The sequence below is a fragment of the Moraxella cuniculi genome (genome assembly GCF_900637105.1).
Taxonomy (GTDB): Bacteria; Pseudomonadota; Gammaproteobacteria; order Pseudomonadales; family Moraxellaceae; genus Moraxella; species Moraxella cuniculi.
Map to the genome: position 1 here is coordinate 1,187,958 of NZ_LR134343.1, position 24,919 is coordinate 1,212,876.

The following is a 24,919-nucleotide window of genomic DNA, read 5'->3' on the forward strand; positions in this document are numbered from 1 at the left end:
ACGCATGACACGCCCTTATTGTTTTTTGATTAGTTAAGCTTTGATTGTAAAGTCTCTTGCAGCATGGCAAGGGCAGTCTCAAGCTGTGTGATGTTGCTTGCACCACCTTGGGCAAAATCAGGCTTGCCGCCACCTTTGCCATCAAGTTGCTCGCACAATTGCTTGATGATGTCGCCTGCTTTAACTTTGTTTATAAGCTCTTTACCAACGCTTGCGGTTAGGGCAATTTTGCCGTCATGAACGCTTGCCAATACTGCCACGCCGTTGTGCAGTTTGGATTTTATATCATCTGCCAATGAGCGTAGGGCTTTGGCATCTAATCCATTTATGGTGGTAATCAGCACTGGCACATCGCCAATGTGAACAACCTTATCCATCAAGGATTTAGCCTCTAGGCTGGCGAGTTTTTGGGTGAGTTGTTCTAGCTGCTTTTCAAGCTCTCGCTGCTTGTCGCTTAAGCCTGTAATGCGTGGCAGGATTTCATCTCGTTTTGCTTTTAGGTTGTTGGCAAGGCTACCAAGTACAGCATCGCCAGCTTGAACATGACGAATTGCACCCATGCCTGTCAAAGCCTCAATGCGGCGAATGCCAGCAGCGATTCCGCTTTCGCTGGTGATTTTAAACAGTCCGATATCACCTGTGCGATTGACATGCAGACCACCGCACAGCTCAATAGAAAACGGTGATTTGTCTTGCTTTTCGCCCATGGTCAGCACACGCACGGTGTCGCCGTATTTTTCGCCAAACAGTGCCATCGCACCTTGGCTGGTGGCGGTTTTGATGTCCATATACTCACTGTGGACGGGGGTGTTTTTTTGGATTTGCTCATTGACCAAGCGTTCGATTTGAATCAACTGATTGGTATCAATCGCACCATCATAAGAAAAGTCAAACCGCAGCACTTCGCTGGATACCAAAGAGCCTTTTTGGCTAACCCCATCGCCCAGCACCGCTCGCAATGCAGCGTGCAATAAGTGCGTGGCAGAGTGGTTTTTGGCAGAGGCACGGCGAACATCATCAATCACCTGAGCGGCAACTGACTGCTGATTGCTTAGCTCGCCCATTTTTACTGTGCCGTAATGAATAATGGCTTGACCTGATTTTTTGGTGTCTTCAACGGCAAATACCCCGCTTTGGCTGCTAATTTCACCAGTTTCGCCAACTTGACCACCGCCTTCGGCATAAAATGGCGTTGCTGCCAGTACAATCACCCCTTGTTCGCCTTCGCTTAGTGTTTGTTGTGGCTGACCGTCTTTATAAAGACTGATGATGGTGGTCTCGCTTGCCAGTGAGTCGTAGCCCAAAAATTGTGTGGCGGCATCAATCTTGATGATTGAGGTATAATCAAGGTCAAATTTGCCAGCATCACGAGCTCTTTCTCGCTGAATTTGCATTTGTGCCTCAAAGCCAGCCTCGTCCAGACTGATGTCTCGTTCACGAGCAATATCAGCGGTGAGATCAACAGGGAATCCGTAGGTGTCGTATAGTTTAAAAACAGTTTCGCCATCTAGCACAGCACCATCGGCAAGTTTGTCTAGTTCGCCTGATAGTAGGCGTAATCCTTGAGCCAGCGTTTTGGCAAACTGTTCTTCTTCTTTTTTGATGACAGCTTCGATATGGCTTTGTTGTTCAACCAGCTGAGGGTATGCCTGACCCATTTCTTGTGCCAAGGCTGCCACCATTTGATAAAAGAAAGCAGAATCCGCCCCCAGTTTGTTGCCATGACGCACGGCACGGCGAATGATACGGCGTAGCACATAACCACGACCTTCGTTACTTGGGTGTACGCCATCAGCGATCAAAAAACCCACCGCACGGATATGATCGGCGATGACTTTTAAGGAGGCTTGTTGTTTATTATCAATGCCTAGAATTTTGGCGGCAGCATTCATCAAATTGACAAAAATATCAATCTCATAGTTACCATGCACCCCTTGCATAATACTGCTGATACGCTCAAGCCCCATGCCAGTATCTACCGATGGTTTTGGTAGCAAATCCATACTGCCATCTTTTTGGCGGTTAAATTGCATAAAGACGCAGTTCCAGATTTCAATGTAGCGATCGCCATCTTCTTCGGGCGTGCCAGGCAAGCCACCCCAAATATGATCGCCATGATCATAAAAAATCTCAGTACAAGGGCCGCAAGGACCTGTATCGCCCATCATCCAAAAGTTATCCGACTGATACAAGCCGCCTTTATTATCGCCAATGCGAATGATGCGATCGGCAGTTAGCCCAATGTCATTTTGCCAAATTTGATAGGCTTCGTCATCGGTATGATATACAGTAACATAAAGGCGTTCTTTGGGTAGGGCAAGCCAGTTGGGGCTGGTCAAAAATTCCCAAGCAAAATTGATGGCATCTTTTTTGAAATAATCACCAAAGCTAAAATTGCCCAGCATCTCAAAAAAAGTATGATGGCGAGCGGTATAGCCAACATTATCAAGGTCATTGTGTTTGCCACCTGCACGGACGCATTTTTGGGCACTGACCGCACGGCTGTAGTCTCGTTTTTCCAGTCCCAAAAAAGTATCCTTAAACTGGTTCATGCCTGCGTTGGTGAATAATAAAGTCGGATCGTTGTGTGGCACCAATGATGATGATGGCACAGGCGTGTGTTGCTTGCTGGCAAAAAAATCAATAAAGGCTTGACGCACTTCGTTTAGTTTCATGTTTTTCATAAAAAATCCTTGACCAGAATTGGCAAAAAGCTGGCAGATTGTTCGCTTGGCATATGCCAAAGTAAAATTGATAAACGCATAATTTTAGCACAAATGACGGTAAATGTAAGCGATTTATGGCTGATTGGTGTAAATTTTCCCAAAACAATACTAAACCATAAAAAAATTACGGATTTTTTTGAAAAATACTTAACTTTTTGCCAAAAAAAGGTGTATAACTATTATTATTCCACAAAAAATATGGGGGTTTGTATGAATATGCCTTTGTTAAGTGCGATTTTTACCATTGCTTTTACGGTTAGCATTGGTATTTTATTGATTATTGCTTTTGTAACAGGTTTTGACAAAGCAAGTCATATCATCGGTTGCATCGTTATCGGTGCTGTGATAAGTTTGCCACTTGCCATTCTTGTTACCAAAAAGATAAATCGCTTAACTGGCGAACCAACCCATGCACCCAAACGATAATTGTTGGTTGTTAATCACATTTTGTCTGTAAAAAATTGCAGCTATTGATAATTTTTACTTAACAATAACTTTTTCATGGGTTATTTGACAAAAATTTAAGCTGTCATTGTCTCACTGCATGGCAAATGTTGGTTGCTGTGAAGTGATGACAGTTCAAATTGTAGCAATCTGGAGAATATGCCAAAAAAAATGGCGGCTGTTTAACCGCCATTTATGACAGGACTATTTTAGATAATCTTGCAGGGCATTTGCTTGTATGTCGGCATTGCCAATATAGCGATCAGGGGTTAATTCTCTTAGGCGAGCTTTGTCAGCATCAGGCACGGCATTTAGTTCATCGCCATCAATAAAACCAACCATCATCTCACGAGTCATCGCCTGACCGCGTGTCAGTGCTTTGAGTTTTTCGTAGGGTTTTTCAACATTGTAGCGACGCATGACGGTCTGAATGGGTTCGGCAAGCACCTCTTGTGCATTTTGCAAATCCTCTGCCAGTCGCTGTTTATTTAATTCAAGCTTAGCAATGCCTTTTAGACAGGCTTCAAAAGCAATCAAACTTTGGGCAAAGCCTACGCCCATATTGCGTAGCACTGTTGAATCGGTCAAATCACGCTGCCAGCGAGAGATGGGCAGTTTTTCGCCCAAATGTGCCAATACGGCATTGGCGATGCCAAGATTGCCCTCGGAATTCTCAAAGTCAATTGGATTGACTTTATGAGGCATGGTTGATGAACCAACTTCACCTTCTTTTAGTTTTTGTTTAAAGTAGCCCAGTGAAATATAGCCCCAAACATCACGGTTAAAGTCAACGAGTACAGTGTTAAATCGGCGTAGGACATCAAACAGCTCCGCCATGTAGTCATGTGGCTCAATCTGCGTGGTATAAGGGTTAAAAGTCAGACCTAAACTTTCAACAAAACTCTGGGCATTTGCTTGCCAATCAATCTCTGGATAGGCTGACAAATGGGCGTTGTAGTTACCAACTGCACCGTTGATTTTGCCAAGCAGTTCCACCGCCTGAAATTGACGAAGCTGGCGATGCAGGCGATAGGCGACATTTGCCATTTCTTTGCCGAGCGTGGTTGGACTTGCGGTTTGACCGTGTGTGCGAGACAGCATGGGTTCGGCGGCGTGCAGTTTTGCCAAGTTTGCAATCTCATCAATGATTGCTTGCATTTGGCTGCTAAGGACATCGCGACCTGCTTTTAGCATCAATGCGTGCGACAGATTGTTAATATCCTCTGAAGTGCAGGCAAAATGAATAAATTCACCCGCTTCACGAATCTCGGCAATGTCGGCAATTTTTTCTTTTAAGAAATACTCAACCGCTTTGACATCGTGATTGGTGGTGCGTTCAATTTCTTTGATACGCAGAGCGTCTTGTTCACTAAATTGAGCAATAATTTCATCTAGGCGAGCATTGGTTTTGTCAGAAAACGGTGCAAGTTCGGTGATTTGTGGGTGGCGAGCCAATGTCTGCAACCAGCGAACCTCAACCGTAACACGAGCATGAATCAGACCAAATTCTGACAAATAAGGACGCAAAGCATCGCATTTACTGGCATAGCGACCATCAAGTGGAGATAGGGCGGTCAGTGTTGATAATGACATGAGTTTTCCTAATGTGGGTTAAAACGGTAATAATACACAAAATAATCATGCTTAAGTATAGCAAATTTACTCATTTTTTAAAACCTTTCTGTTTGTTAAATATGTGTTAATTTATTTTGCTTTATGCTGTATTATGTGTTATATTTGTTGTTGAATGTCATTTTTGTATTTAGGGAGAAAATCATGCAGAAATTTATCATTGCTACAGTGGCAGGTGCTTTGTTGCTGTCAGGGTGTGCAAGCACCAAGGCAATTAGCCCAGAGGCACAGGAAAAGATTCGCAAAGAGCAGGCCACATATGAACAAAATGTCTATCGCATCAAACAGCAAAGTCAGGTTGATGTCGGCAATGCTAAGGTTAGCTTAATTTTTCGTGAAAGAACGCTTGCCATTGAACCTGAATTGACCATTGTTCAGCGGAAAAAAACAGCGGCAGTGGCGGCGTTAATCACCGTGGGCATGGTGGCAGCAAAGGGAGCGTACGGAGGTGATGGTTTTAGCAAAGATGACTTAAAAGGCAAAAAGCTAGAGCCTGCTTTGGCAAATCCAATCTTGGACTATGCTAAACCTGATTTTGAGCAATGGCTACTGTCAAACCATGACAAGCTGACACCGCAAGACAAGCCACTTGAAAAGGTAACGGTAACGCCCAGACGCTTTGCACTGATTTATACCAAACTTGTGGGCAAAGAAAGTTATGAGCTAAATAACGAGCTTATTATTACGCTACAAAACAGCTGGGATAATCGCAAGGCGTATGAATATTTGTGCGATGTAAAATCGGCGGCCAAAACTTTGCCTGAATGGCAGGCGAATAATTACCAAGCGGTGCATGAAGCGGTAAAACAAAATATCCAAAGCTGCCTGAACAATCTGGACAATCGACAAGCACAGATTTATAAGAGTCTGTCATAATAAAAAGCACGGGTTGATGATTGGTCATTGACCTGTGCGATAGGCTTGGCAGGTTTAGTCGGTTTTGGCATCGCACCAATCAATCACACCGCCACCTAGGCAAATATCGCCGTCATACAACACCACCGACTGACCTAGGGTAACAGCTCGTTGCGGCTCATCAAAAACCACACGCAGTTTATCACTCTCTACCAACACAGTACAGCTTTGGTCGCTTTGCCGATAGCGTGTTTTGGCAAATAGTTTGCTGCCGTGCTTGGGTGCATCATCAACCCAGTCAAGTTTATAAGCGGTCAGCTGCGTGCTTTGTAGCCATGGATGGTCATGCCCCTGACCGATAATTAGGCGGTTGTTTTCAAGGTTTTTGTGCAGAACAAACCACGGCTCTTCGGGTCTGCCTGATACGCCACCGACACCAATGCCACCACGCTGACCGATGGTATAGTACATCAGACCATCGTGCGTGCCGATTTTTTGATTGTCATCGGTGTAGATATCGCCTTGTTTGGCAGGCAGATAGGTCTGCAAGAAGTCTTTGAATTTGCGTTCGCCAATAAAACAAATGCCCGTTGAGTCTTTTTTCTTAGCAGTGGCAAGATTGTATTGTTCGGCAATGGCACGCACGGCAGATTTTTCAAGCTCGCCTACAGGGAATAAAGTCTTGGCAAGTTTATCACCGCCCACTGCGTGCAAAAAATAACTCTGGTCTTTATTATTATCAAGCCCTCGCAACAATTTCGCCTTGCTATCGCTGGCAAAACTGCGGCGTGCATAATGCCCTGTGGCAATAAAATCTGCCCCCAGTGTCAGGGCATAGTCCAAAAATGCCTTAAATTTTACTTCTTTGTTGCACAAAATATCAGGATTAGGCGTGCGTCCTGCACGATATTCTGCCAAAAAATGCTCAAAAACCCTATCCCAGTATTCGGCAGAAAAATTGGCGGTATGTAAGTGAATGCCAATACTGTCTGCCACTGCCTGTGCGTCTGCCAAGTCCTCTAAGGCGGTACAATATTCAGTGCCGTCATCTTCTTCCCAGTTTTTCATGAACAAGCCCTCAACCGTGAAGCCTGCTTGTTTTAACAAAACAGCACTGACCGAGCTGTCCACACCGCCAGACATACCAACGATAACTTTGATGTCTTTTGGGGATTTATTCACGCTGGTTGCCACATCGGCAAGGGTAAAGGCAGTTGTACTCATGGTGTCTACTACAGATTGTGTGTATCTTGACTATATGGGGGCAGGGGGAATGCTTTCAAGTGGGCTGGACTTATTGTGGTTTATCTACTTGTGATGGCTGCTGTCTTGCTTATTCATTGCCAAAAAAATCAGCTTATGCTACATTATTATACTGGCTTGTGGTTTGTAAACGCCCTGTAGCTTTGGGGTGAAGATGACAGGTGTTGCCTTGATAAGGGCAAAAACTGGTCATCAGCAAAGTGGCTGCCACACCAGACAATAATTGCAAGAAAGCTATAAATTATAAATAAGGCGATGATATGCTAAGAATTGGTCAGGGGCTTGATGTCCATGCTTTTACCGAAGGCAGTTTTGTAACGCTTGGTGGTATCCAAATTGCTCATACGCAGGGCATTTTGGCACATTCAGATGGCGATGTGCTATTGCACGCTTTGTGCGATGCCTTGCTCGGTGCGTTGGCACTTGGCGATATTGGTCAGCATTTTCCTGATACAGATGAACGATTTGCAGGTGCTGATAGTAAGATTTTATTAAAAAATGTTTATGAATTAATTAAAAAAAATGGATACCAATTGCTCAATGCAGACATGACGGTGATTTGTGAAGCTCCCAAAATTGCACCGCATAATGCCGCCATGCGTGAGTGTATCGCTGATGTCTTGGGTGTGGAAATTAATCAAATCAGCATTAAGGCGACCACCAACGAAAAAATGGGCTATCTGGGGCGTGGCGAGGGGATTTTTGCCAGTGCAGTGGTGCTGTTGCAAGCTGCACAAGGGTAATTTACTGTAATTTTGATTAAAAATAAGCCATATTTTTCTTGATTTGGGTAAATATTTTTGTTGTAATAAGATTGCACCAAATCATGATTGCAGGGCGTGGTGCCTTAATTGGGAAATTTGATAAATCAATAGGAAGGGCTAAGCAACCTTTGATTGGTTGTGGCTCATGTTATAAGGACAGTAGGGCAGATTTGCCAACCTAAACCGCTGTTTTGATAGGACGCAAGAGCTGTATTTTAAGCATTTTGGCGAGTATATGTATGAAGTGGATTTCTGATAATTTTAATTGGCGAGCCGAGCTAAAATTATCTGCGTCTTTTTCATTAAACCGCTTTATGCCCATCTTTTTATATTTTGCCACATTGTTTTTGGTCATGCAGCTGGCAAGCCCTGAGGAAGCGGACGCTTATGTTTTGTATGCGTCATTGTATAATGTCGCTTTGGCACTGGGCTTGGGCATGGGGTCAGGGCTTCGTTTTTATGCGGTACGCTTGCCACATCGGCAGATTTTTGTCCCCATGCTGGTTTTGGCGACTGTGGCAGCTGTTTTGATCTCGGTGGGGTTTTTATTATACACCAGCTACGCCTTGGTTGGTGATTTGGCAAACAGCAGTATCGCCATCGCCTTTGCTATCTCTATCATCATTGCTTTTTATTATGATTTTTTGGTGATATATGGCGAGAGCAAAAAGGTGGTGCAGGGCAGTAACTACAGCAACGCTTTGGCATTGGTGAGCTTTGCTGTAATTTTTGGCGTGGTGCATCAGCTTGGGGCGTTGTCAGCGTCAGTGGCGGTGCAGATAGTGATTTGCTATGCACTGACCAAACTGCTTATGTTGGGGTTATTAGCTTACTTAACCTATCGTAACCGTGCCTTATTTAGCCAAGATGATATCGATGAAGCACAGCAGATGACGGCAGGGCGGTCGGCTGGTGTGCATGGGGCGTTTATCCAGCGTGCCATGGCAGTGATTATCCCGATTATTAGCTTTAGCGTGCCGATTGTGCTGCTGCAGTTTTTTAAGCGATTATCCATGAGTCAGGCACTACTGTGGCTAAAAGACACTGTCGGTGCTGTCAGTATCTTGCAGACGCTGTTTATGGTGTCGCTGTTGATCTCGGTATTTGCGGTGGCGGTGAGTAATAATGGCTTTGTGTTTTTGGCGAAATTTTTTAGCAAACATAATGACAGCTTGTCTGTGTGGCAGTCTGTGAGTGATTATGCTTATTATACAGTATCAGGTTTGGCTGTTTTGATGGCGTTATCGGCAGTGGCTGTTTGGCTGATTTGTATTGGACTGCTTGATTTTCAGCAACCATTTTTGGCGTTTGTCCGCGAGTATCCGATTGCTGTTTTGTTGTTTTTATGTTCTGAGATGCTGCTTTGGGCATTGATGACCTATGGCAGGGCTCTGGGCGAAACTTGGCGAATACAAAGCCTGTGGCTTATGGTGCTGATGCTTGCAGGTTTGGTATTGTCAATGACGACAGTTGATTTGCCATCTTTGGTATGGGGATTTGTGGTGGCAAATATGGTAGCTTGTACTTATGCGGCATTTTGGTTGTTTGACAATGTCAGGCAGCCAAAAGTAAACAAGGCATGACGGGCAGATTGGCTTTGGTGTTTTAGCCGCGTGGAAATTGCCAAGCGATTATTGGGATTGATTGGCATTTGGCTTATGTGATTTCTTTATTGTATTATTAATAATTTTAAAATAGGAGAAGCGATGATTGATAATCAGACCGCATTGCTATTGATTGATTTGCAACTGGGCTTTGATGAAGTGGCACACTGGGGCGGTAATCGTAACAATCCAGACTGTGAGGCGGTGTGTTTTGATTTGCTGACAGCGTGGCGTAAAAGACAGATGCCGATTTTTCACATTCGCCATGCTTCCACCGAGCCAAATTCGCCATTGGCACCACATCGATCAGGATTTGCGTTTAAGCCGCTAACCGCACCGCAGGCAGGCGAGCGGATAATCCAAAAACAGGTCAATTCTTCTTTTATCGGCACGGATTTGCAGCAACAACTTGATAAGGCAGGGATTAAAAAACTGGTGCTGGCAGGGCTTACAACCAATCATTGTGTCTCGACCACTGCACGCATGGCGGGCAATTTGGGCTATCAGGCGTGGGTGGTGCATGATGCAACGGCAACTTTTGACCGCAAGGGTCATGATGGCACGGTATATCCAAGCGAGCTGATTCATCGGACGGCGTTGGCAAGTTTGCATGGTGAATTTGCTACCGTGCTTGGCAGTTGTGATGTGCTGTCCATGCTAAAAAATCCACAAAACCCTTTAAAAAATCAGCAATCACCTTTATAATAAGCTAAATCATACCAATCTTAGTTTATCATTATTTAGGAAAAGTTATGACTGATATTAATCCAGAAATCAAAAGTCTAATCGAAAATCAAATCAAAGATCATGCTGTGCTTTTGTACATGAAAGGCACGCCACAGTTTCCACAGTGTGGTTTTTCGGCACGAGCGGTGGAGGTTTTGACCCAGATCGGCAGACCATTTGCCTTTGTCAATATCCTAGAAAATCCCGAAATTCGCAGCACGCTGCCATTGATTGCTAACTGGCCGACTTTTCCGCAGTTGTGGGTGAATGGCGAGTTGATTGGCGGCAGTGATATTATCCTACAGATGTATCAGGCAGGCGAGCTTAAGCCGTTGATTGAAGAGCATAGCCCAGAAGTGTGATTTATGTGCTTGCATAATCAGCTTGGTAAATGCCAAGCTGTTTTTGTATGTCTTAAAAGCTGGCTTGCTGGATTTAAACCAAATATCATAAATGGGCGATGGTTTGGCTTTGGTTGGTATTGCCAAATCTCAATCCGATTAATCTGGACGAATAAAAAACCTCCACCAACCTATACCCAAATCCTCAAAGCCCAACCGCCCATGGACTAAAGTCAAATTTACTGTACTCTTCACCCACTTGAGAAAAGACATGCAGAAAATATTCATCAAGCATGGCTTTGGGGTTGGTGATTTCATAAAGACCATTAATAAAATCTCCTCCTTTTGCCCAAAATACTCGATGATCATAATAAAGGCAGGAGTATTTAATTTATCTTTTATAGTTTTGTCAAAATACCATACCAGCATTAATTGATATCTTAATTCTTTGCTTGATAAATAAGCATAAGTTTTTGGAAAGTAGTTTTTAATGATCGTATGGTTTCATTAAAACACAAGTCTAATTTTCCCATATGAAAATCATTGATATTTGTAAATTCTTTACTAGATATAAAGTCACGCTCTTTTGCCTTGATGTCCAAATAAGTATCTGCAATATATGCAATTTTTTCATTATCAAGATCAGAATTTAATTTTCCTACTGTGTAAATAGCCATATATCAACCAATCCCTTTTATTTAATCTTATATTGCATATAAAGCTTTTTAGCCTTTCATCAATATCGCTCTGAGTTTTTCTCAAATAACCCTTATAACCAGCATCCACCTTTTTACCCTCCAAGTCTCCCAACCTGTACTGTTTAATTCAATTTTTGAGCCTTTGGAGGGGTTGGCAGATTGTCGCATGGCTGTAGGTTTTCGGGACTGTTTATGATAGAATCCCGTACTTTTTTGGGTAGCTTACTAAAGGAGGGTCTTTGGTAAAATAGCTCTGTGGTAGGATGTGGTCTACACCTACTGTATATTTAGTCGCATCTTCCAGATTGCCAGTCAGAGGATCTTTAACATATTGCTTGCCATTGATGGTGGCAATCTTGTTGATTTGTTCATTTTTATTGGTTAATGGATTTCGCCAATAAATTTCACTATTAGCACCAAAATGCCTATCATCTAATTTGCCATATCGATCTTCTAGGTTGGCTCTGATAACATCACAACAATTCGCATTATGCACCCACACACCGCATTTGCCAATGTGGTAGGTGTGAAAATCCTGCACCTCAAAGTTATAAACTGTTTCGGTATTGGCAAGCTTTCTTTGACTGATGATTGTAACATTGGCAAACCCATGTTTGTCAATCAGTATCATGCCTTTTTCTAATAAAGAGGCTTTAAGATAACCAATGCCTTCCACCCAAAATGGGTGTTCTGCGGTGGTTTTGAATACTTCTATTGTGTTGTCATTGTCATGTTTTACAACAACTTCATAGATTTCTTGATTAGGCGTTACTTTGGTGGCAATAACAGGACGATAGCCATAAAGAGTACCAAATTCTTGACGAGACCAAATTAAATCACCATGATTAATGGTTTCAATGGGTTTTAGCCTATGAATGGTATGAATAAGCGTCCCTGCAACAAAGCAGACATTACTAGCATCTTGGGCTAAGTCTTTGGCATCGCCTTGTAGGGTTTTTAGTAAAACATAATTATTTTGCTCGTTCAGATTATATTCTATTTTTTTCAAAGATGATTGTCTATAATCTTCATCTGTAACAAACCGTCCAACATCATTAACGGTAGATTTATAGCAGAGTAAGTTTCATCAAGACTCATGTTTTGTATTAAATCTGCCAGTTCAGAAGTACTCAAACACTGTCTTGCACTCCCTGAATCAAACCATTGATAAACTGATATTTGGCTTCTGTGAGAGCAATGACTGCTTCTGAAGTATTGATATTGTTTAACAAATTGGCATAATTTGCATAACTGTTAGTATCAAATGCACTATTTAAAAACAACCTTTGATTATTAAAATCATCATCTGCGGCCGTAAAGCTTCGTCCAACCTGACTTAAATATTCATTTGCTTTTGATGTATAAGGGTTAAAGGGTGTACCTGTACCAGTGATTACAGCAGTAGGCAGCATCACAGTTGGACGATTTAAATCATCCTTTGTGCCATCTTGATTGGTGGCGTCCGTGGTCGCGATGTTGTTATTATAACAATCGTGCAACGAACTATCTTTGGTTTCATTGATTAAGAAATTATAAGCCTGCTGATAACTTTCGATTTCTTCAGCAGCATATCTATCAATATTCTTTTTCCAGTCAGTATCGATATTATATAAAGCACCTCTGATGAGTTGTTTTTTGGCTTCTTCTTCATCTATATTGAACTGCTCGGCGTATTTCTTGGCAACAATGTCTATCACAGTCAGTTCCAGATCATGCAACTGCCTATTAAACGCATCCACATTCACCGCTGTGGCAGTGGCTGAGGTATCTGCACCGATTGCAACTCCTGCTGTTAATAATACCAAAGAGGTCAGTTTACCTACTGCTGATAAAGCACCTGTTATTGGGTTATTGCCTGTGGCGTAGCTTACTGCAGCACCTAGTATGGTATGGGCTAACAGGTGTTGTAGGCTTTGTTCTTCTGGGCGATTGCCACCATCAATTTCGTTTTTGAGTTTGTTTTCTTTAAAATATTGCCCAATCCGATAAGCAAGCTCTGGACTTACTGCTCTTGTAACATCGCCTATGATACCATTTGAATTAGGAGCATACAAGGCTGAGGTGATGCTATCGAATAGTCTTAGGTTGGTTTGTATCTTTTGGGCTTTAGCTTCCAGTTCTGCTTTTCTTGGGTCATCATCTGGTAAGTCTTTGGCTTCATTACGGTAGTCTTCTGCTTTTTTGGCGTACTCGCTTCTGATTTTTCGTCTGTTTTGGTCAAACTTTCGAGACATCTAAACCGAGATATCAATCCACTCTAAGCTTGATTAATATCAAAACTATTGGTTAATAATCTAACTACCTACCAATCATTATTGAAAATCTTCTTTGCTACTACCTTATGTAAGTAAAGTCCATATTTCTTTTCTTGCTGCATAAATCGTAAACAATATCAATATTGATATGATGCCATACCAAATAAGAAAAATCTGATAGTAATTTTTTTGTTTTGATAGATAGGGTTTTAATACCAAAAAAATCGGTGGCATAACCCAAAGTAATAACACAAACAAAAATCCTATTCTATTATACCAGTCAATCTCAGGCTCCTTTACAAGCATGTAAAATACCAGTCCTAAGAAAAAAGGCTTAATCAAACCCGCAATCAAAAAGGCTGACAATGTAATAGAAGGCAAAACACTTAATCTTGTAAAGAGCCTAATACATCTCTCCATTCGCCATGTTTGTATACCATATAAATAAGTTTTAATTAACAATATAGTATATAAAAACACATACACAACACCAACAGTAATTAAATACAAAAAATTAACGAATAGTGCTAGCAAAACAATAGCACGTAAAGCATCCTCCAGCATTATCGGCACTCCTTTACTTCTTGCATTTTTGCACAACCAATACGGATTCTGTGTTTTGGATTTAAAAACCTGCCTGGCCAAGACCATATTCTTGCTCGTATTGCTGAATCTACAAGAAGTTGGCTCATAAAATTCCAAGAATTATAATATTTCTCGTGAACTCTTTGCAATTCTGGATCGTTTTGCTCATTGACCAATCGCCAATAGCTCCAGCTTAAAGTTTTGTTTTGGTGATTTTTATAAATATCTTGGAATTCTTTTTTGCCGTTTTTCATAATTACAGCTCCAGCTTCTGCAATCCAATCAGAATAAAAGGTTTTATCAGCCCCTTTTAGGCTAAGCCAGTTTCTTGATTCACTTTCTGCCACCCTAAACCACGGTTGCCCTGTATATCCATACATCGCTCCAAAGTAGTTGGCTCTTTCTGTTAAGGTGTCTATGGTGTGATATCCTGTAGAATTGGCGATATTTAAGACTCTTTTGGTTGAATCTTGGATATCACTTGCTTTTCCGTAGTGATTTCTGTTTTCACCTACATATTCCAAAGCGTCTTTCATCATGCGTTGGCAGTCAGTGCCGTTTGGGTTACTTGAACAAACTGCTTTTAATCTTTCATCTTGCTCTTTGGATATTTTATCATATTTAGCCACGCGATCTGCACAATCTTTGGCAGTACCATAACAGGCTATTTTTTCTTGTAATTGCCTATGTGTCAAATAATTCCACCTTGTCTGCCCCACATTATTCACAGTGCTTGCTGTGCTGTCGCCTATGGTTGTGCCTAGGGTTGCTGATAGGGCAAGTAAGGTTGTGTCTCTTACTTGTTTGGTGTAGCCTTGTTTTGTAAGGTATTCATCAATCTTTGGAATGGCGTAAGCAGTTGTGCCTGCTGATATTGCTCCTTCGATAGTACCTATGGCTAGAGCAGCAGTTATTGTGTGTAGTGCTATTCGGTAGATGCCGCCTTCTGCCCATTTCTTAGTTTCTGCCAGTTTTTCATCTGTGGTAAGATTGGGGTTGTTAAGTATCTTGGTGATGGCATAGTCAGAAATTTCAGCCACTGCCTTTGGTGCTTCTTTGTCAAATTCTGTGGTAATGACCGTTTGAGCATTTAGCTGTTTTGATTGGTTAGCTTAACTGAACTTTCATATCCATTTAACCAAAACCATCTGTTAAACATCAGATTACAACCTCATGCATACCCCTCTTTCTTCAAATCGAACCCATATATCGATTGTCTCCTGATTGTCAATTTTTTCAAGGCTGATTTGCACATATATTATTTCTTTGCAATATTCTTGTTCGATTTCAGAATAGGATTTATAATATCTAGCATAAATACTTGGATTTAGAGTTTGCAAATTTGTTACCAGCTGCTGATAATTTTTATCTGTGTTTAAAAATCTCTTAAAATAAGCAATATAATTTGTAGATGGCGAATACTTTTCTTCCTCAATAATTTTATCCTCCATGCCCTGCGTAATATCATACATTTCTTGTTTCATTAATAGTTTGAGATCTGGTAGTCGATTGGGTAATTTATCTTTATTAACAGGATTAATAAACCAATAATCTATCTTAACATAAAGAAAAAATAAAAACAAAATAGCTACAAAAACATTAACTAATTTCTGCATACTATCTTCTCTTCTGCAACTTTATAAGCTGCTCATGAGTTAAGGTAATGCCAGTATCAAACATTGTTGTTGCAGAGCCTCCCAGTTGCGGTGTTCCAATACCATATGTATTTATTATCTCACCGTCTGCTGTTCTTGCACCTCCCAAGCACACCCCAAACACCCTTGAATACCAAAAGATCTACCATTAATAGCTTTATCAATCTGATCCGCTGTTTTTCTACCACCTTGCACACTCCCAAAATTAATTGAACCACCGGGTGATGATAAAATATTGGCTAAATTTGAAACATTAAAATCGGGGTGTTGTGAAGCATATACCTTGCCATTTTTATTATTGATAATAATGGTATAACCAGTCAAGCTGGCAGATCCATTGATAATTGTCATGTCATTATATCTTGCATGAAAAAATTCCAAATCAGATATCATGGTGTCAAGCTTACCCTGCAAACCAATCAATTTAAAATACAAATCCCTGTCCCCATCAGAAATCTCCCATGCATATATTCTTTGTGCTTCAAGATACATTTCATTATTATTCTCAACCCCAACTCTCCCCACTTCAGCAGCACTCACCGCACTGCTCACATCGCCATCAGTGATGGTATAAGCAGTAGATACTGTGGCTAGGGTGATGATGTTGGTAATGATGTCTTTTTCATCTTGGGTGAGTTCTTTTGAATCTTTACCAAATAAGAATTTAGATAGGGCAGGGGCAGCAGCTTCACTACCCACTGCTGATAAAGCACCTGTTATTGGGTTATTGCCTGTGGCGTAGCTTACTGCAGCACCTAGTATGGTATGGGCTAACAGGTGTTGTAGGCTTTGTTCTTCTGGACGATTACCACCATCAATTTCGTTTTTGAGTTTGTTTTCTTTAAAATATTGTCCAATCCGATAAGCAAGCTCTGGACTTGCCGCTCGTGCAACATCACCTATGATACCATTTGAATTAGGAGCATACAAGGCTGAGGTGATGCCATCGAATAGTCTTAGGTTGGTTTGTATCTTTTGGGCTTTAGCTTCCAGTTCTATTTTTCTTGGGTCATCATCTGGTAAGTCTTTGGCTTGTTTAAGGTAGTCTTCTGCTTTTTTGGCGTACTCACTTCTGATTTTTCGTCTGTTTTGGTCAAAGCTTTGAGTTACCATAAGCTGCAAATCAATCTCATTTTGCACTCTCCATCAATGGAGATCTTATCTAGAATTAAAGTGTAGTACTTCATAAATTAATCTAAATTAGAGGCTAACCCATACTAAAATAAAAATGGCAATAAACCAAGAAACCCATTTTTACTATCAATAAGATAACCAAAAAAATACTAAATGGCAAATCTTTATTTTTTATAAAAGCAGAAAATATTAAGAATAATACAATTGAACATACAACATAAATTGCCAACAATAAGGGATTTCCCAAATGCTGAGCTAAGCAAAAAGCAAAAATATATATAAAAATATCTAAAAAATAAAGAAGTATATTTGTCTGAAATATCCATATTGGTCCTCATGGTTTACACCCTTGTTGTTCTATCTCATGCTCACTGCATACAAAAATATCAACGACGATTCTCTAATTGTAAATAAGAAAAAAATAGAAAAATATATATTAAATTTATTTAATATATATAATAACATGAATGCTATATAAATCGGCATGGTTAGAGTTGTATAAAAAAATATCATATTTGTAATATCTTGCGTCTTATCAATATAAGGGTATGTAAGAATATCCAAAGAAAAAACCAAGTAATTGAACAAAATAACCAAATCAACTATAATTAATATAGAAAACTTTGTGCTAGTATTCACTTTTTTACCTTTTTATCATCAATTTTCTTAAATTTCTTTAAAGCATCATTTTTATCATCATAAATGGAGAATTCCCCAAATATTTTTCCAGTAATACCACTCCGTCTTAATTCATAACTTGTGCTATCACCATTACCATTTCCAAAATCAGCCCAAGGATCTACATCATAATCTTTATGCCCTATCAGATCTGAATAATAATTAAAAGTCCCTGCATTAACTGGATTGGTAATAATAGTTCCAGCTTTGTTCACAATGACTTCAAATTGACCATTTTTATGAACATATTTTATATTTGGATACGAGCCATCAGGATCTTTTAGAATAACCGATCCATCATTTGAAAAATTATGGAAAGCATTTTGAGAATCTGGATATCTTGTCCAGGTCTTATTGAATTCATAAGACTGCTCATTCAAACTTAGACTAGGGTTAAACTGTTGTTTAAACAATCGAATACCATGCTTATTCCACTCATTTCTCTGAACAACATGCAAATAATAAAACTGATTACAGTCAATGCCAGCACGACAATTTGCATAAGCGGTATCAAATTCTTGATTTCTTTGCTTACTTAATTGTTCAAGCTCAGTAATTTGTTTTGATATTTCTGCACATTCGCTGGATATACAATAACCATAAGCATTTGACAGTTTTTGCTTCTTTGCTTTTAGTTCTTTTAGCTTGGCATTTTCCCAATGATTTAAATAATTCCACCTTGTCTGCCCCACATTATTCACAGTGCTTGCTGTGCTATCGCCTATGGTTGTGCCTAGCGTGGCTGATAGGGCAAGTAAGGTTGTGTCTCTTACTTGTTTGGTGTAGCCTTGCTTGGTTAGGTATTCGTCCAGTTTTGGGATAGTGTAAGCAGTTGTACCTGCTGATACAGCTCCTTCTATTGTGCCTGTGGCTAGGGCTGCGGTTGCGGTGTGCAGTGCTATTCGGTAGATACCGCCTTCTGCCCATTTCTTAGTTTCTGCCAGTTTTTCATCTGTGCTAAGATTGGGGTTGTTAAGTATCTTGGTGATGGCATAGTCAGAAATTTCAGCCACTGCCTTTGGTGCGTTTTGTCCAAAGGTAAAGGTTACTTGTTGCTGTAGAGTGATTTCTTGCTGCACTTTGTTTTTGTCAAAGTTGTTGCTAATAATGCCATTGATATACTTATTTTCTGCTACATCATCGGTGGTGATGTTGGTGTATAGGTTTTGGCTGTCTGTGTTTTGGTATTTGCTGTTTTGTTTGTCTTGATTTGTGATGGTAATATTATGTGTGCCAATACCACTTGTTGTTTGGCTGTGGTTGTTGTCTTTGTCTGTGCCATAGCCCATGCCTTGATAGGTTGGTGTGGTGGCGGTTGATACAGTTTGGGCTTTGATTGGCTTGTTGGGATTTGGGATTTTTTGTCCCAATGCTTCACCGCTGATATTAACACCTCCACCAATGCCAAAGCTATTAGCATCATAGCTGCTGTGGTTTTGTAGGGTGGTGGTATTTATAGTACCTGTACCAAAGCTGTTTTTGCCTTGTTCTTCTGCTTTGGCAGTAGAGGTGATGATGGCACCGTCTAGCTGTGTATGGTTGTTGATATTGATGTTAAAACCATTGTTGCCAGCAAAGATGCCTGATTGTTCGCTAACTGATTTGTAGTCGGCGTTGATTTTAGATTGGCTGTAGTTGACATTAAGACTGGCACCATAACCAGCTGCTGCTTGGGCTTGGATATTTTGTTGTTTGGCTACATAAGTCGCTGTGTCTTGTGTACTTGCCAGGTATAAATCATTGGCAGTGATGGTAACGCCACCACCTTTGACCTGACCGCCTTGTACGGTAAGTTTATCGCCAGTGGTAATGGTGGTTTGGCTGTTTGAATCACCAACATGGCTTGTTTTGTGTGTTACTTCATCAGCATTGCCATAGCCCTTGCCATAATTGCCACCAGCAGTTACACCAAAGGCAAAGCCATCCTTGCCGTAACTGATGGCAACACCTGCGTTGTAACCTTTGGATTGATTTGAGCTACGCTCACTGTGGTATTGCTCATAGGCTTTAATGTCAATATCATTATCAGCAGTTAGCTGTGTGCTTAATCTGCCCAATACATTCGAGCCTGTGATATTGATGTTTGATGTGCTATTTGTGCCATCTTTGTCTGTGGCTTGGATAGTAACCGTACCACCAGCCAACACTTGACTTGCCTCAGCTGTTGTACCTTGTAGGATGGTTTGGGTGGTGTTTTGTTGCTCACCATAGGTGATGGCGGCACTGATTTGAGCCAATTCGTTGGCATTTTTTAAGTTGCCTTTGGCTATCTCACTGATGGCTTTGCCAGTATTTGCCAGAGTCTTGCTTGTCTGATAAGCCTGCCAGCCAGTATTAGCCACTGCCATGGCGTTAATTCTATCATTGCTGCTTTTGCCCACAGTTTGGGCGGTGTTGACGGTGGCTTGTGCTGCATTGACAATAGGTACATTGACGGCAAAGGTTAAACCTTTTTTCTTGTATTTGCTTTGATTGTTGGTATAGTAGGTGTTATCTGCTGTCGTGATATCTACTTGTTTGGCAGTAATGGTAGTGTCGCCTTGCGGTGTTGAGATAATAGAAGCGGTTTGGCTGTAGTTATTGCCAGCATGGCTGGTTGTATTACCTTGTAAGCTGCCAACCGTACTGCCTGCTTGGGTGGTGCGGTTTTGAACCGTGTCTTGGCTTATGGTTTCTTTGCCAATGCTTACGCCAATATTACCAGAACTCATAAGACCTGATGTGTCATGGCTAAACGCAAACTGGCTATTTAGGGTGTTGGTGGCAGAGTCAATGCGTATGTCTTTGCCAGCATTTAGCGATGTGCCATCATCTGACACCACCTGACTGCTTGTAATTTGAATATTGTCATTGGCAGACAGCAGGACTTTTGTACCAGTAATTTGACTGCCTACTGCGGTGGTTTTGTTGTAATTAGACTGTGATTTGGCTGATGAGCTTGATAGAGTTTGTTTGTTCTTGGTGTAGAATCTATCAGAATAAGATTCTGTTTGCGTGGTATGATTAACAGTGATATTTAACTCATTGGCTGAGTGTAGCAACAAACTGCCCTGTGTATCGATTTGGCTGCCGTGCCAAATGGTTTTGCTTTGCTGCTGCTCATTGTCTTGGTTCCATACAGTCTTTTGTGTATGGGTGGTGCTGACAGCACCAATGTTTAGGTTGCGATCTGCTTTTATAATGCTAACGGCTTGGCTTTCATTGCTGATATTGGCATTTGCTAGGGTGATATCACGACCAGCTTGTAATATAAGATTTGCCTGAGTATCTGCTTTGGCATCACCGACACGAATTTGTGCAGGTGATGTGCTATTTAATCCAGCAGTTGCTGTTGGGTAGATATCTTGACCAGCGTGCAGTTTTACAGATTCATCGGCATCAATCTTTGCTTGATTGTGGATATTTTGCTCTGCCAACACTCGGATACGCTTAGCCGCAAGAGAGCCGCCTGACAAATAAACATCCTTTGCTGCCAATATCACATCCTCTTTTGCCAGCATTGTGCCTTTATTTTTGATAATTTCGCCATCAACAATGATATTGCGTGCAGCAATAAGAGCACCATCAGCCTGTAGTGTGAGTTGATTTTTTGGTAGTAGCACCACAGGATAATAGACCCTTTGCCAGCTGCCGTCCTCAAGTGCGATGTCTTTTAGCTGCAACCAAATCATGGGCTTTGTTAATAGCGACATCTGCTCGGCGGTTAATGCCGTGCCAGCTGCAAGATTAAATGCTTGGGCAAATTCAATACCAGCATCCATCAGTGCCTTGAACTGTTCTTCTTGATTTTGATAATCAGACAGATAATTGCGACCAGTAAGCTGTGCAATCTGCTCGGCAACAAGACGCTGCTGATAATAACCATCACCAATTTGTTTGTGCATATAATTGGGGTCTGATTGTAGCGCCTTTAGCATATAATCAGACGATAGCCATTTGCGATAATTGACAAAGGCGGGGTCGGTCTGCACCAGATAATCTGGATGTGCAGGGTTTATGGTATAAAGACTGCTGCTTGGTAGCAATGTGGTGTTGATGGTGGCAATGGCAACATTGGCTGTCTTGGAGGTGATGTCAGCAGTTTGTGCATTACTGTTTGGTTTGTCAATGCTTTGCTGATTTAGCGTAACAGTGGTGGGCATCTCAAAGGTTTTTTCATGAATTTTTTCATTGGTGGTTTTGTTGTACAAATCTGCGCGTGTATAACCACTGCCACCAATACCACCATCATGATACCAGTCTCGGTGGGTGCTTTGTCTGTCTCTTAGTGTATAGCTGACACCTTTGGTACTGATATTGTTAATATTGGTACTTGTGGCCAGAATATCATCCTGTGCCAAGATGGTGCTATCTAGGTTGTCTACATCGCCATCAAAGCGAATACTGCCGCCAGACTTAATCACCGACGGGTCTGTATACTTAACCAAGGTTTTAAAATGGCGTAGCTTGTCATAATTCTCTATCCAAATACGACCCAAGCCAACCGTGCTGCCGTCTTCATTATCTAGATAGATGTGCTTTAAGCCATCGAAGCGAAATTTACTTGGTTCATATTCATCTGGCAATTTGTCTTTTAGGTTCCAGCCCCAATCACCTGGTCCATGCTCGCTGCTGGTGCGATTTGAAAAGCTGATTGTGTGTTTTTCTTCTATATCACCAATTTGATGAATGGCAGTTTCAAGGTGCAGATTGTCATTGGTTGTTTTGGCAGCTGCAATAAACATATCGCCGCCAGATTCAATATTGGTAGATAAGTTCTCCAAAGAAGTCGCTTTGCCCACTGCTTGATGATTATCATCAAGACTGCCGCCAATATGTAGCGTGCCTTCGCTTAACAGTTTGCTATGACTGTCGCTGTTTTGTAGGGTTTTACGCTGTGTTTTATTGATGATTTTATCTGCACCAATATCCAGTCGTGTATAGGCTGCAATGATGGCAGATGCATTATCTGTATCGGTATTACTTAGCGTGTTGGCAGCCAATGCCACATGATCGCCATAAATCTTGCCTGTGCCTATATTCAGTAAAGTTTTTTGAGACTGTAAATAGGTTGTTTTATTGCTGTTTATGGTGCCTTGGTTTATGATGTCTTTGGCAAAGATATCAACAACAAAGCCAGCTTGGATGGTTTTTTGGTTGTCAATACTGCCTTGGGTGTTGATGGTTAAAGTATTGCCTGCTTGCAAATCACGCTGAACTTGCAAATCATCAGTAAGCTGTAATGATAAATCGTTTGCTGCTGACAGCTCGCCTGTGTTGCTTAGTGATTTGGCTTGTATGGATAAATCTTGGGCAAGCAGTGTGCCATCGGCATTGATGACAGTTAGGCTGTTTTGGTTATTGTCATGAATGTTTAATAAGCCATTGGCTAAAATCTCACCTTGGGTGTTGGTTATCTGTTGGCTAACTTGTAAGTCGCTGTCTTTGGCTGAATGCAGCTTGCCCTTGGTGTTATTTAGTTGGTCGGTTGTGATAGACAGCATGTGTGATGCTGTAAGTTTGCCATGGTTATTATTTACTGTATTGGTATAAATATCAGTGGTGCTTGCCTGAATATCAGCGGTATTTGTCAAAGCATCACCTGATGCTTTAAGGTGGCGTACATTGAGCTTGCCAGTATTATCAAGACCTGATATGGCGGTCAAATCAACGCCGCCATTTGCTTGGATTTTGCCAAGATTATCAAGATTGTTGATGGTTTTGATGATACCAGTGGCTAAGTTTTGGTTTTGTGGTGGGCTGCTGGTAATTTGGCTTATGCCTTGATCTGTGGCACTGCTTGGTAGGGCAACTGTTGTCTCTTTGGGAGATATCGGTGCTGATGGTGTATCAGGTGTGGGCATGGTATCAATGGCAACTGTATCAACCTTGCCAATATCACCTAGGTTGGTTAATTTGCCTTGTGCGATAACGGATAGGGCTTGTGTGCCTGTTTGGGTGATTGTACCGTCATTGATGAATTGGTTTGATTGCACATTCAAGCGTTGGGCATTGATTTGTGCTGATGATTGGTTGCTTATTGTATTGACAACCTGTGCTTTAACTTCATCCGTGGTTAAAACTGTGCCTGCATTGTCTAGATTGTCAAAGACAAGAGTGAGCTGCTCTTTTGATGATACTGTGCCACTGTTTATTGCATCTTTGGCAACAAGGGTGGCTTTGCCTTGTGAAGAAATGGTGCCAGTATTAACAAGGTTGCCCCCAATGTCCAATTGCAGCCCACCAAGCCCACTAAAGATTTGACCTTGGTTATTCACCAGTGTGTCAATTTCGCTGCTGATCAGTGTGATTTTACCTGCGTACACACCGCCCAATTCACCAATATCGACAGCGATGGTACGACCTTTGGTGATTTGCTTGCCCTGTGCTGATGTGCTGGTTGTTGTGCCATTGGTATCTATATAACCATTGCTGGTAATTAGCTGTAGTTCATTGGCTACAATTGGTGCATCTAGCTGCACATGACGAGCAATCACTTGGGTAAAATCTACCTGACGATTGTCCAGTCCTGTACCAAGCACCAATACATCACCACCCACCTGATAACCAGATACCTGCCCTTGATTAACTTCACTACCCGCTGCTGCCAGATGGGCATTGCCTGCATTGATAAGCCCAGCGCCATTAACCACTAAGCCTGATGGATTAGCAATGATGACATCTGCCTTTTTACCTGCAATTTCAATAAAACCACCCAAGTAGCTTGGATGGTTTGAATTGATTTGGTTTAAGATGGTAGAAGCTTCACCACGAGCCATAAAGGGGTTGGCTGCCACAAAGCCTGCAATTTGGGTATTTGTTGCTTGGCGGTTGTTATTTAAAATAACACCAGAGTTGCCGACATCAAATTGGCTATAATGGTTATTGGATAAACCGCGAGCATTGGGTGTTGTGATATTGACTGAAGTGATGCCACTGGCTGTGAGTAGAACAATGGGTTGTAGTGATTTATCGGCGGATTTGTCGGCTAAGATGGTTGTTGGGGTGTTGGCGTGGGCAACTAAGCCTAGGCTAAGAAGAAGTGATAATGAGAGAGTTTTTAAGCCAAAGCCAGTGCCAGCAGCAGCACTAAATACTAGCGAACGACTGGCTTTGGTGGTTTGACTGGATTTACCTTGTGAGCGGGTTTTTTCAGAAACCACGATAAGCTGACCTAAGTTTTTATTAAAAATAACTCGGTAGCACAGGCGGTTCATGATAGACTCCAGTGAATATTTATTTTATGGCAATGTGATAATATCTTAATAATTATGTGATGTTATCATAAATGTTATTAAAATTCAAAGGCGGCAGGGCAGGGGTTATGATGGAGTGGGAGCAAGGAGTTTTATTGGTTCAGGTGTTGATTTGATGATTGGATATGACGGATTTATTAAGTTAAAAATATATTCATTAATAATAAAATTTTATTAAATAATAAAAATACAATGATGATGAATACTTTACGGGTTTAAACAGATAATCCGATTAAGCATGATGGTGTGATATTGTCTTGCTATAATGATAAATTATACTTTATAAACCAATAAGTTAATTTTTATATCGTTTAATCAGTGTTT

17 protein-coding genes are annotated in these 24,919 nt (G+C 41.3%); 6 read left to right on the forward strand and 11 right to left on the reverse strand.

Features of this window, described 5'->3' with window-relative positions; translation table 11 throughout:
• Window positions 1-29: 29 nt before the first annotated feature.
• Complete coding sequence (gene alaS / locus EL162_RS05530) at window positions 30-2,684, reverse strand: alanine--tRNA ligase (RefSeq protein ID WP_126330657.1); 2,655 nt, start codon at window positions 2,682-2,684, stop codon at window positions 30-32.
• A gap of 252 nt (window positions 2,685-2,936) precedes the next feature.
• On the opposite strand from alaS, the gene EL162_RS05535 reads away from it, so the two are divergent.
• A complete protein-coding gene (locus EL162_RS05535) occupies window positions 2,937-3,152 on the forward strand; it encodes a hypothetical protein (RefSeq protein ID WP_076554409.1) in 216 nt (71 codons plus the stop codon).
• Window positions 3,153-3,374: 222 nt separating this feature from the next.
• Here the strand turns inward: EL162_RS05535 and purB are convergent, their stop codons facing one another.
• On the reverse strand, window positions 3,375-4,763 hold the full coding sequence (purB, locus tag EL162_RS05540; RefSeq protein ID WP_126330658.1) for an adenylosuccinate lyase: 1,389 nt from the start codon (window positions 4,761-4,763) through the stop codon (window positions 3,375-3,377).
• A 183-nt stretch (window positions 4,764-4,946) separates the two neighbouring features.
• Between purB and EL162_RS05545 the strand changes: the two genes are divergently transcribed.
• Window positions 4,947-5,678 (forward strand): hypothetical protein, encoded by a 732-nt coding sequence (locus EL162_RS05545; RefSeq protein WP_126330660.1) that lies wholly within the window; start codon window positions 4,947-4,949, stop codon window positions 5,676-5,678.
• Between the two features lie 54 nt (window positions 5,679-5,732).
• On the opposite strand, the gene mnmA is transcribed toward EL162_RS05545, so the two are convergent.
• A complete protein-coding gene (gene mnmA, locus EL162_RS05550; RefSeq protein ID WP_126330662.1) occupies window positions 5,733-6,881 on the reverse strand; it encodes a tRNA 2-thiouridine(34) synthase MnmA in 1,149 nt (382 codons plus the stop codon).
• 299 nt (window positions 6,882-7,180) lie between these two features.
• Here mnmA and ispF point away from each other — a divergent pair, with 299 nt between their 5' ends.
• The 4 genes from ispF (at window position 7,181) to grxD (ending at window position 10,376) form a co-directional block, all read left to right on the forward strand.
• Complete coding sequence (ispF, locus tag EL162_RS05555) at window positions 7,181-7,663, forward strand: 2-C-methyl-D-erythritol 2,4-cyclodiphosphate synthase (protein ID WP_126330664.1); 483 nt, start codon at window positions 7,181-7,183, stop codon at window positions 7,661-7,663.
• A 260-nt stretch (window positions 7,664-7,923) separates the two neighbouring features.
• On the forward strand, window positions 7,924-9,267 hold the full coding sequence (locus EL162_RS05560) for a hypothetical protein (RefSeq protein WP_126330666.1): 1,344 nt from the start codon (window positions 7,924-7,926) through the stop codon (window positions 9,265-9,267).
• Window positions 9,268-9,390: 123 nt separating this feature from the next.
• Window positions 9,391-9,993 (forward strand): cysteine hydrolase family protein, encoded by a 603-nt coding sequence (locus EL162_RS05565; protein ID WP_126330669.1) that lies wholly within the window; start codon window positions 9,391-9,393, stop codon window positions 9,991-9,993.
• 47 nt (window positions 9,994-10,040) lie between these two features.
• Complete coding sequence (grxD, locus tag EL162_RS05570) at window positions 10,041-10,376, forward strand: Grx4 family monothiol glutaredoxin (protein ID WP_076554418.1); 336 nt, start codon at window positions 10,041-10,043, stop codon at window positions 10,374-10,376.
• Window positions 10,377-10,795: 419 nt separating this feature from the next.
• Here grxD and EL162_RS10180 read toward each other — a convergent pair whose 3' ends face one another.
• The 8 genes from EL162_RS10180 to EL162_RS05615 all read right to left on the reverse strand — a co-directional run bounded on the left by EL162_RS10180 (window position 10,796) and on the right by EL162_RS05615 (window position 24,556).
• Window positions 10,796-11,032 (reverse strand): hypothetical protein, encoded by a 237-nt coding sequence (locus tag EL162_RS10180; protein ID WP_227543380.1) that lies wholly within the window; start codon window positions 11,030-11,032, stop codon window positions 10,796-10,798.
• 211 nt (window positions 11,033-11,243) lie between these two features.
• Complete coding sequence (locus EL162_RS10185) at window positions 11,244-12,062, reverse strand: polymorphic toxin-type HINT domain-containing protein (protein ID WP_227543381.1); 819 nt, start codon at window positions 12,060-12,062, stop codon at window positions 11,244-11,246.
• A 121-nt stretch (window positions 12,063-12,183) separates the two neighbouring features.
• On the reverse strand, window positions 12,184-13,287 hold the full coding sequence (locus EL162_RS05590; RefSeq protein WP_126330671.1) for a hypothetical protein: 1,104 nt from the start codon (window positions 13,285-13,287) through the stop codon (window positions 12,184-12,186).
• A gap of 105 nt (window positions 13,288-13,392) precedes the next feature.
• The gene (locus EL162_RS05595) at window positions 13,393-13,872 is read right to left on the reverse strand and encodes a hypothetical protein (protein WP_126330673.1); all 480 of its coding nucleotides are present in this window, start codon (window positions 13,870-13,872) and stop codon (window positions 13,393-13,395) included.
• Window positions 13,872-14,933, reverse strand: coding sequence for a DUF6862 domain-containing protein (locus EL162_RS05600; RefSeq protein ID WP_126330675.1), 1,062 nt, complete (start codon window positions 14,931-14,933; stop codon window positions 13,872-13,874). Before EL162_RS05600 ends, EL162_RS05595 begins: the two co-directional genes overlap by 1 nt.
• A gap of 123 nt (window positions 14,934-15,056) precedes the next feature.
• Window positions 15,057-15,509, reverse strand: a complete 453-nt coding sequence (locus EL162_RS05605; protein ID WP_076556210.1) for a hypothetical protein — start codon at window positions 15,507-15,509, stop codon at window positions 15,057-15,059.
• A 114-nt stretch (window positions 15,510-15,623) separates the two neighbouring features.
• Entirely contained in the window at window positions 15,624-16,688 is a 1,065-nt protein-coding gene (locus tag EL162_RS05610; protein WP_126330677.1) for a VENN motif pre-toxin domain-containing protein, read from the reverse strand.
• 629 nt (window positions 16,689-17,317) lie between these two features.
• On the reverse strand, window positions 17,318-24,556 hold the full coding sequence (locus tag EL162_RS05615; RefSeq protein WP_126330679.1) for a hemagglutinin repeat-containing protein: 7,239 nt from the start codon (window positions 24,554-24,556) through the stop codon (window positions 17,318-17,320).
• Window positions 24,557-24,919 lie beyond the last annotated feature (363 nt).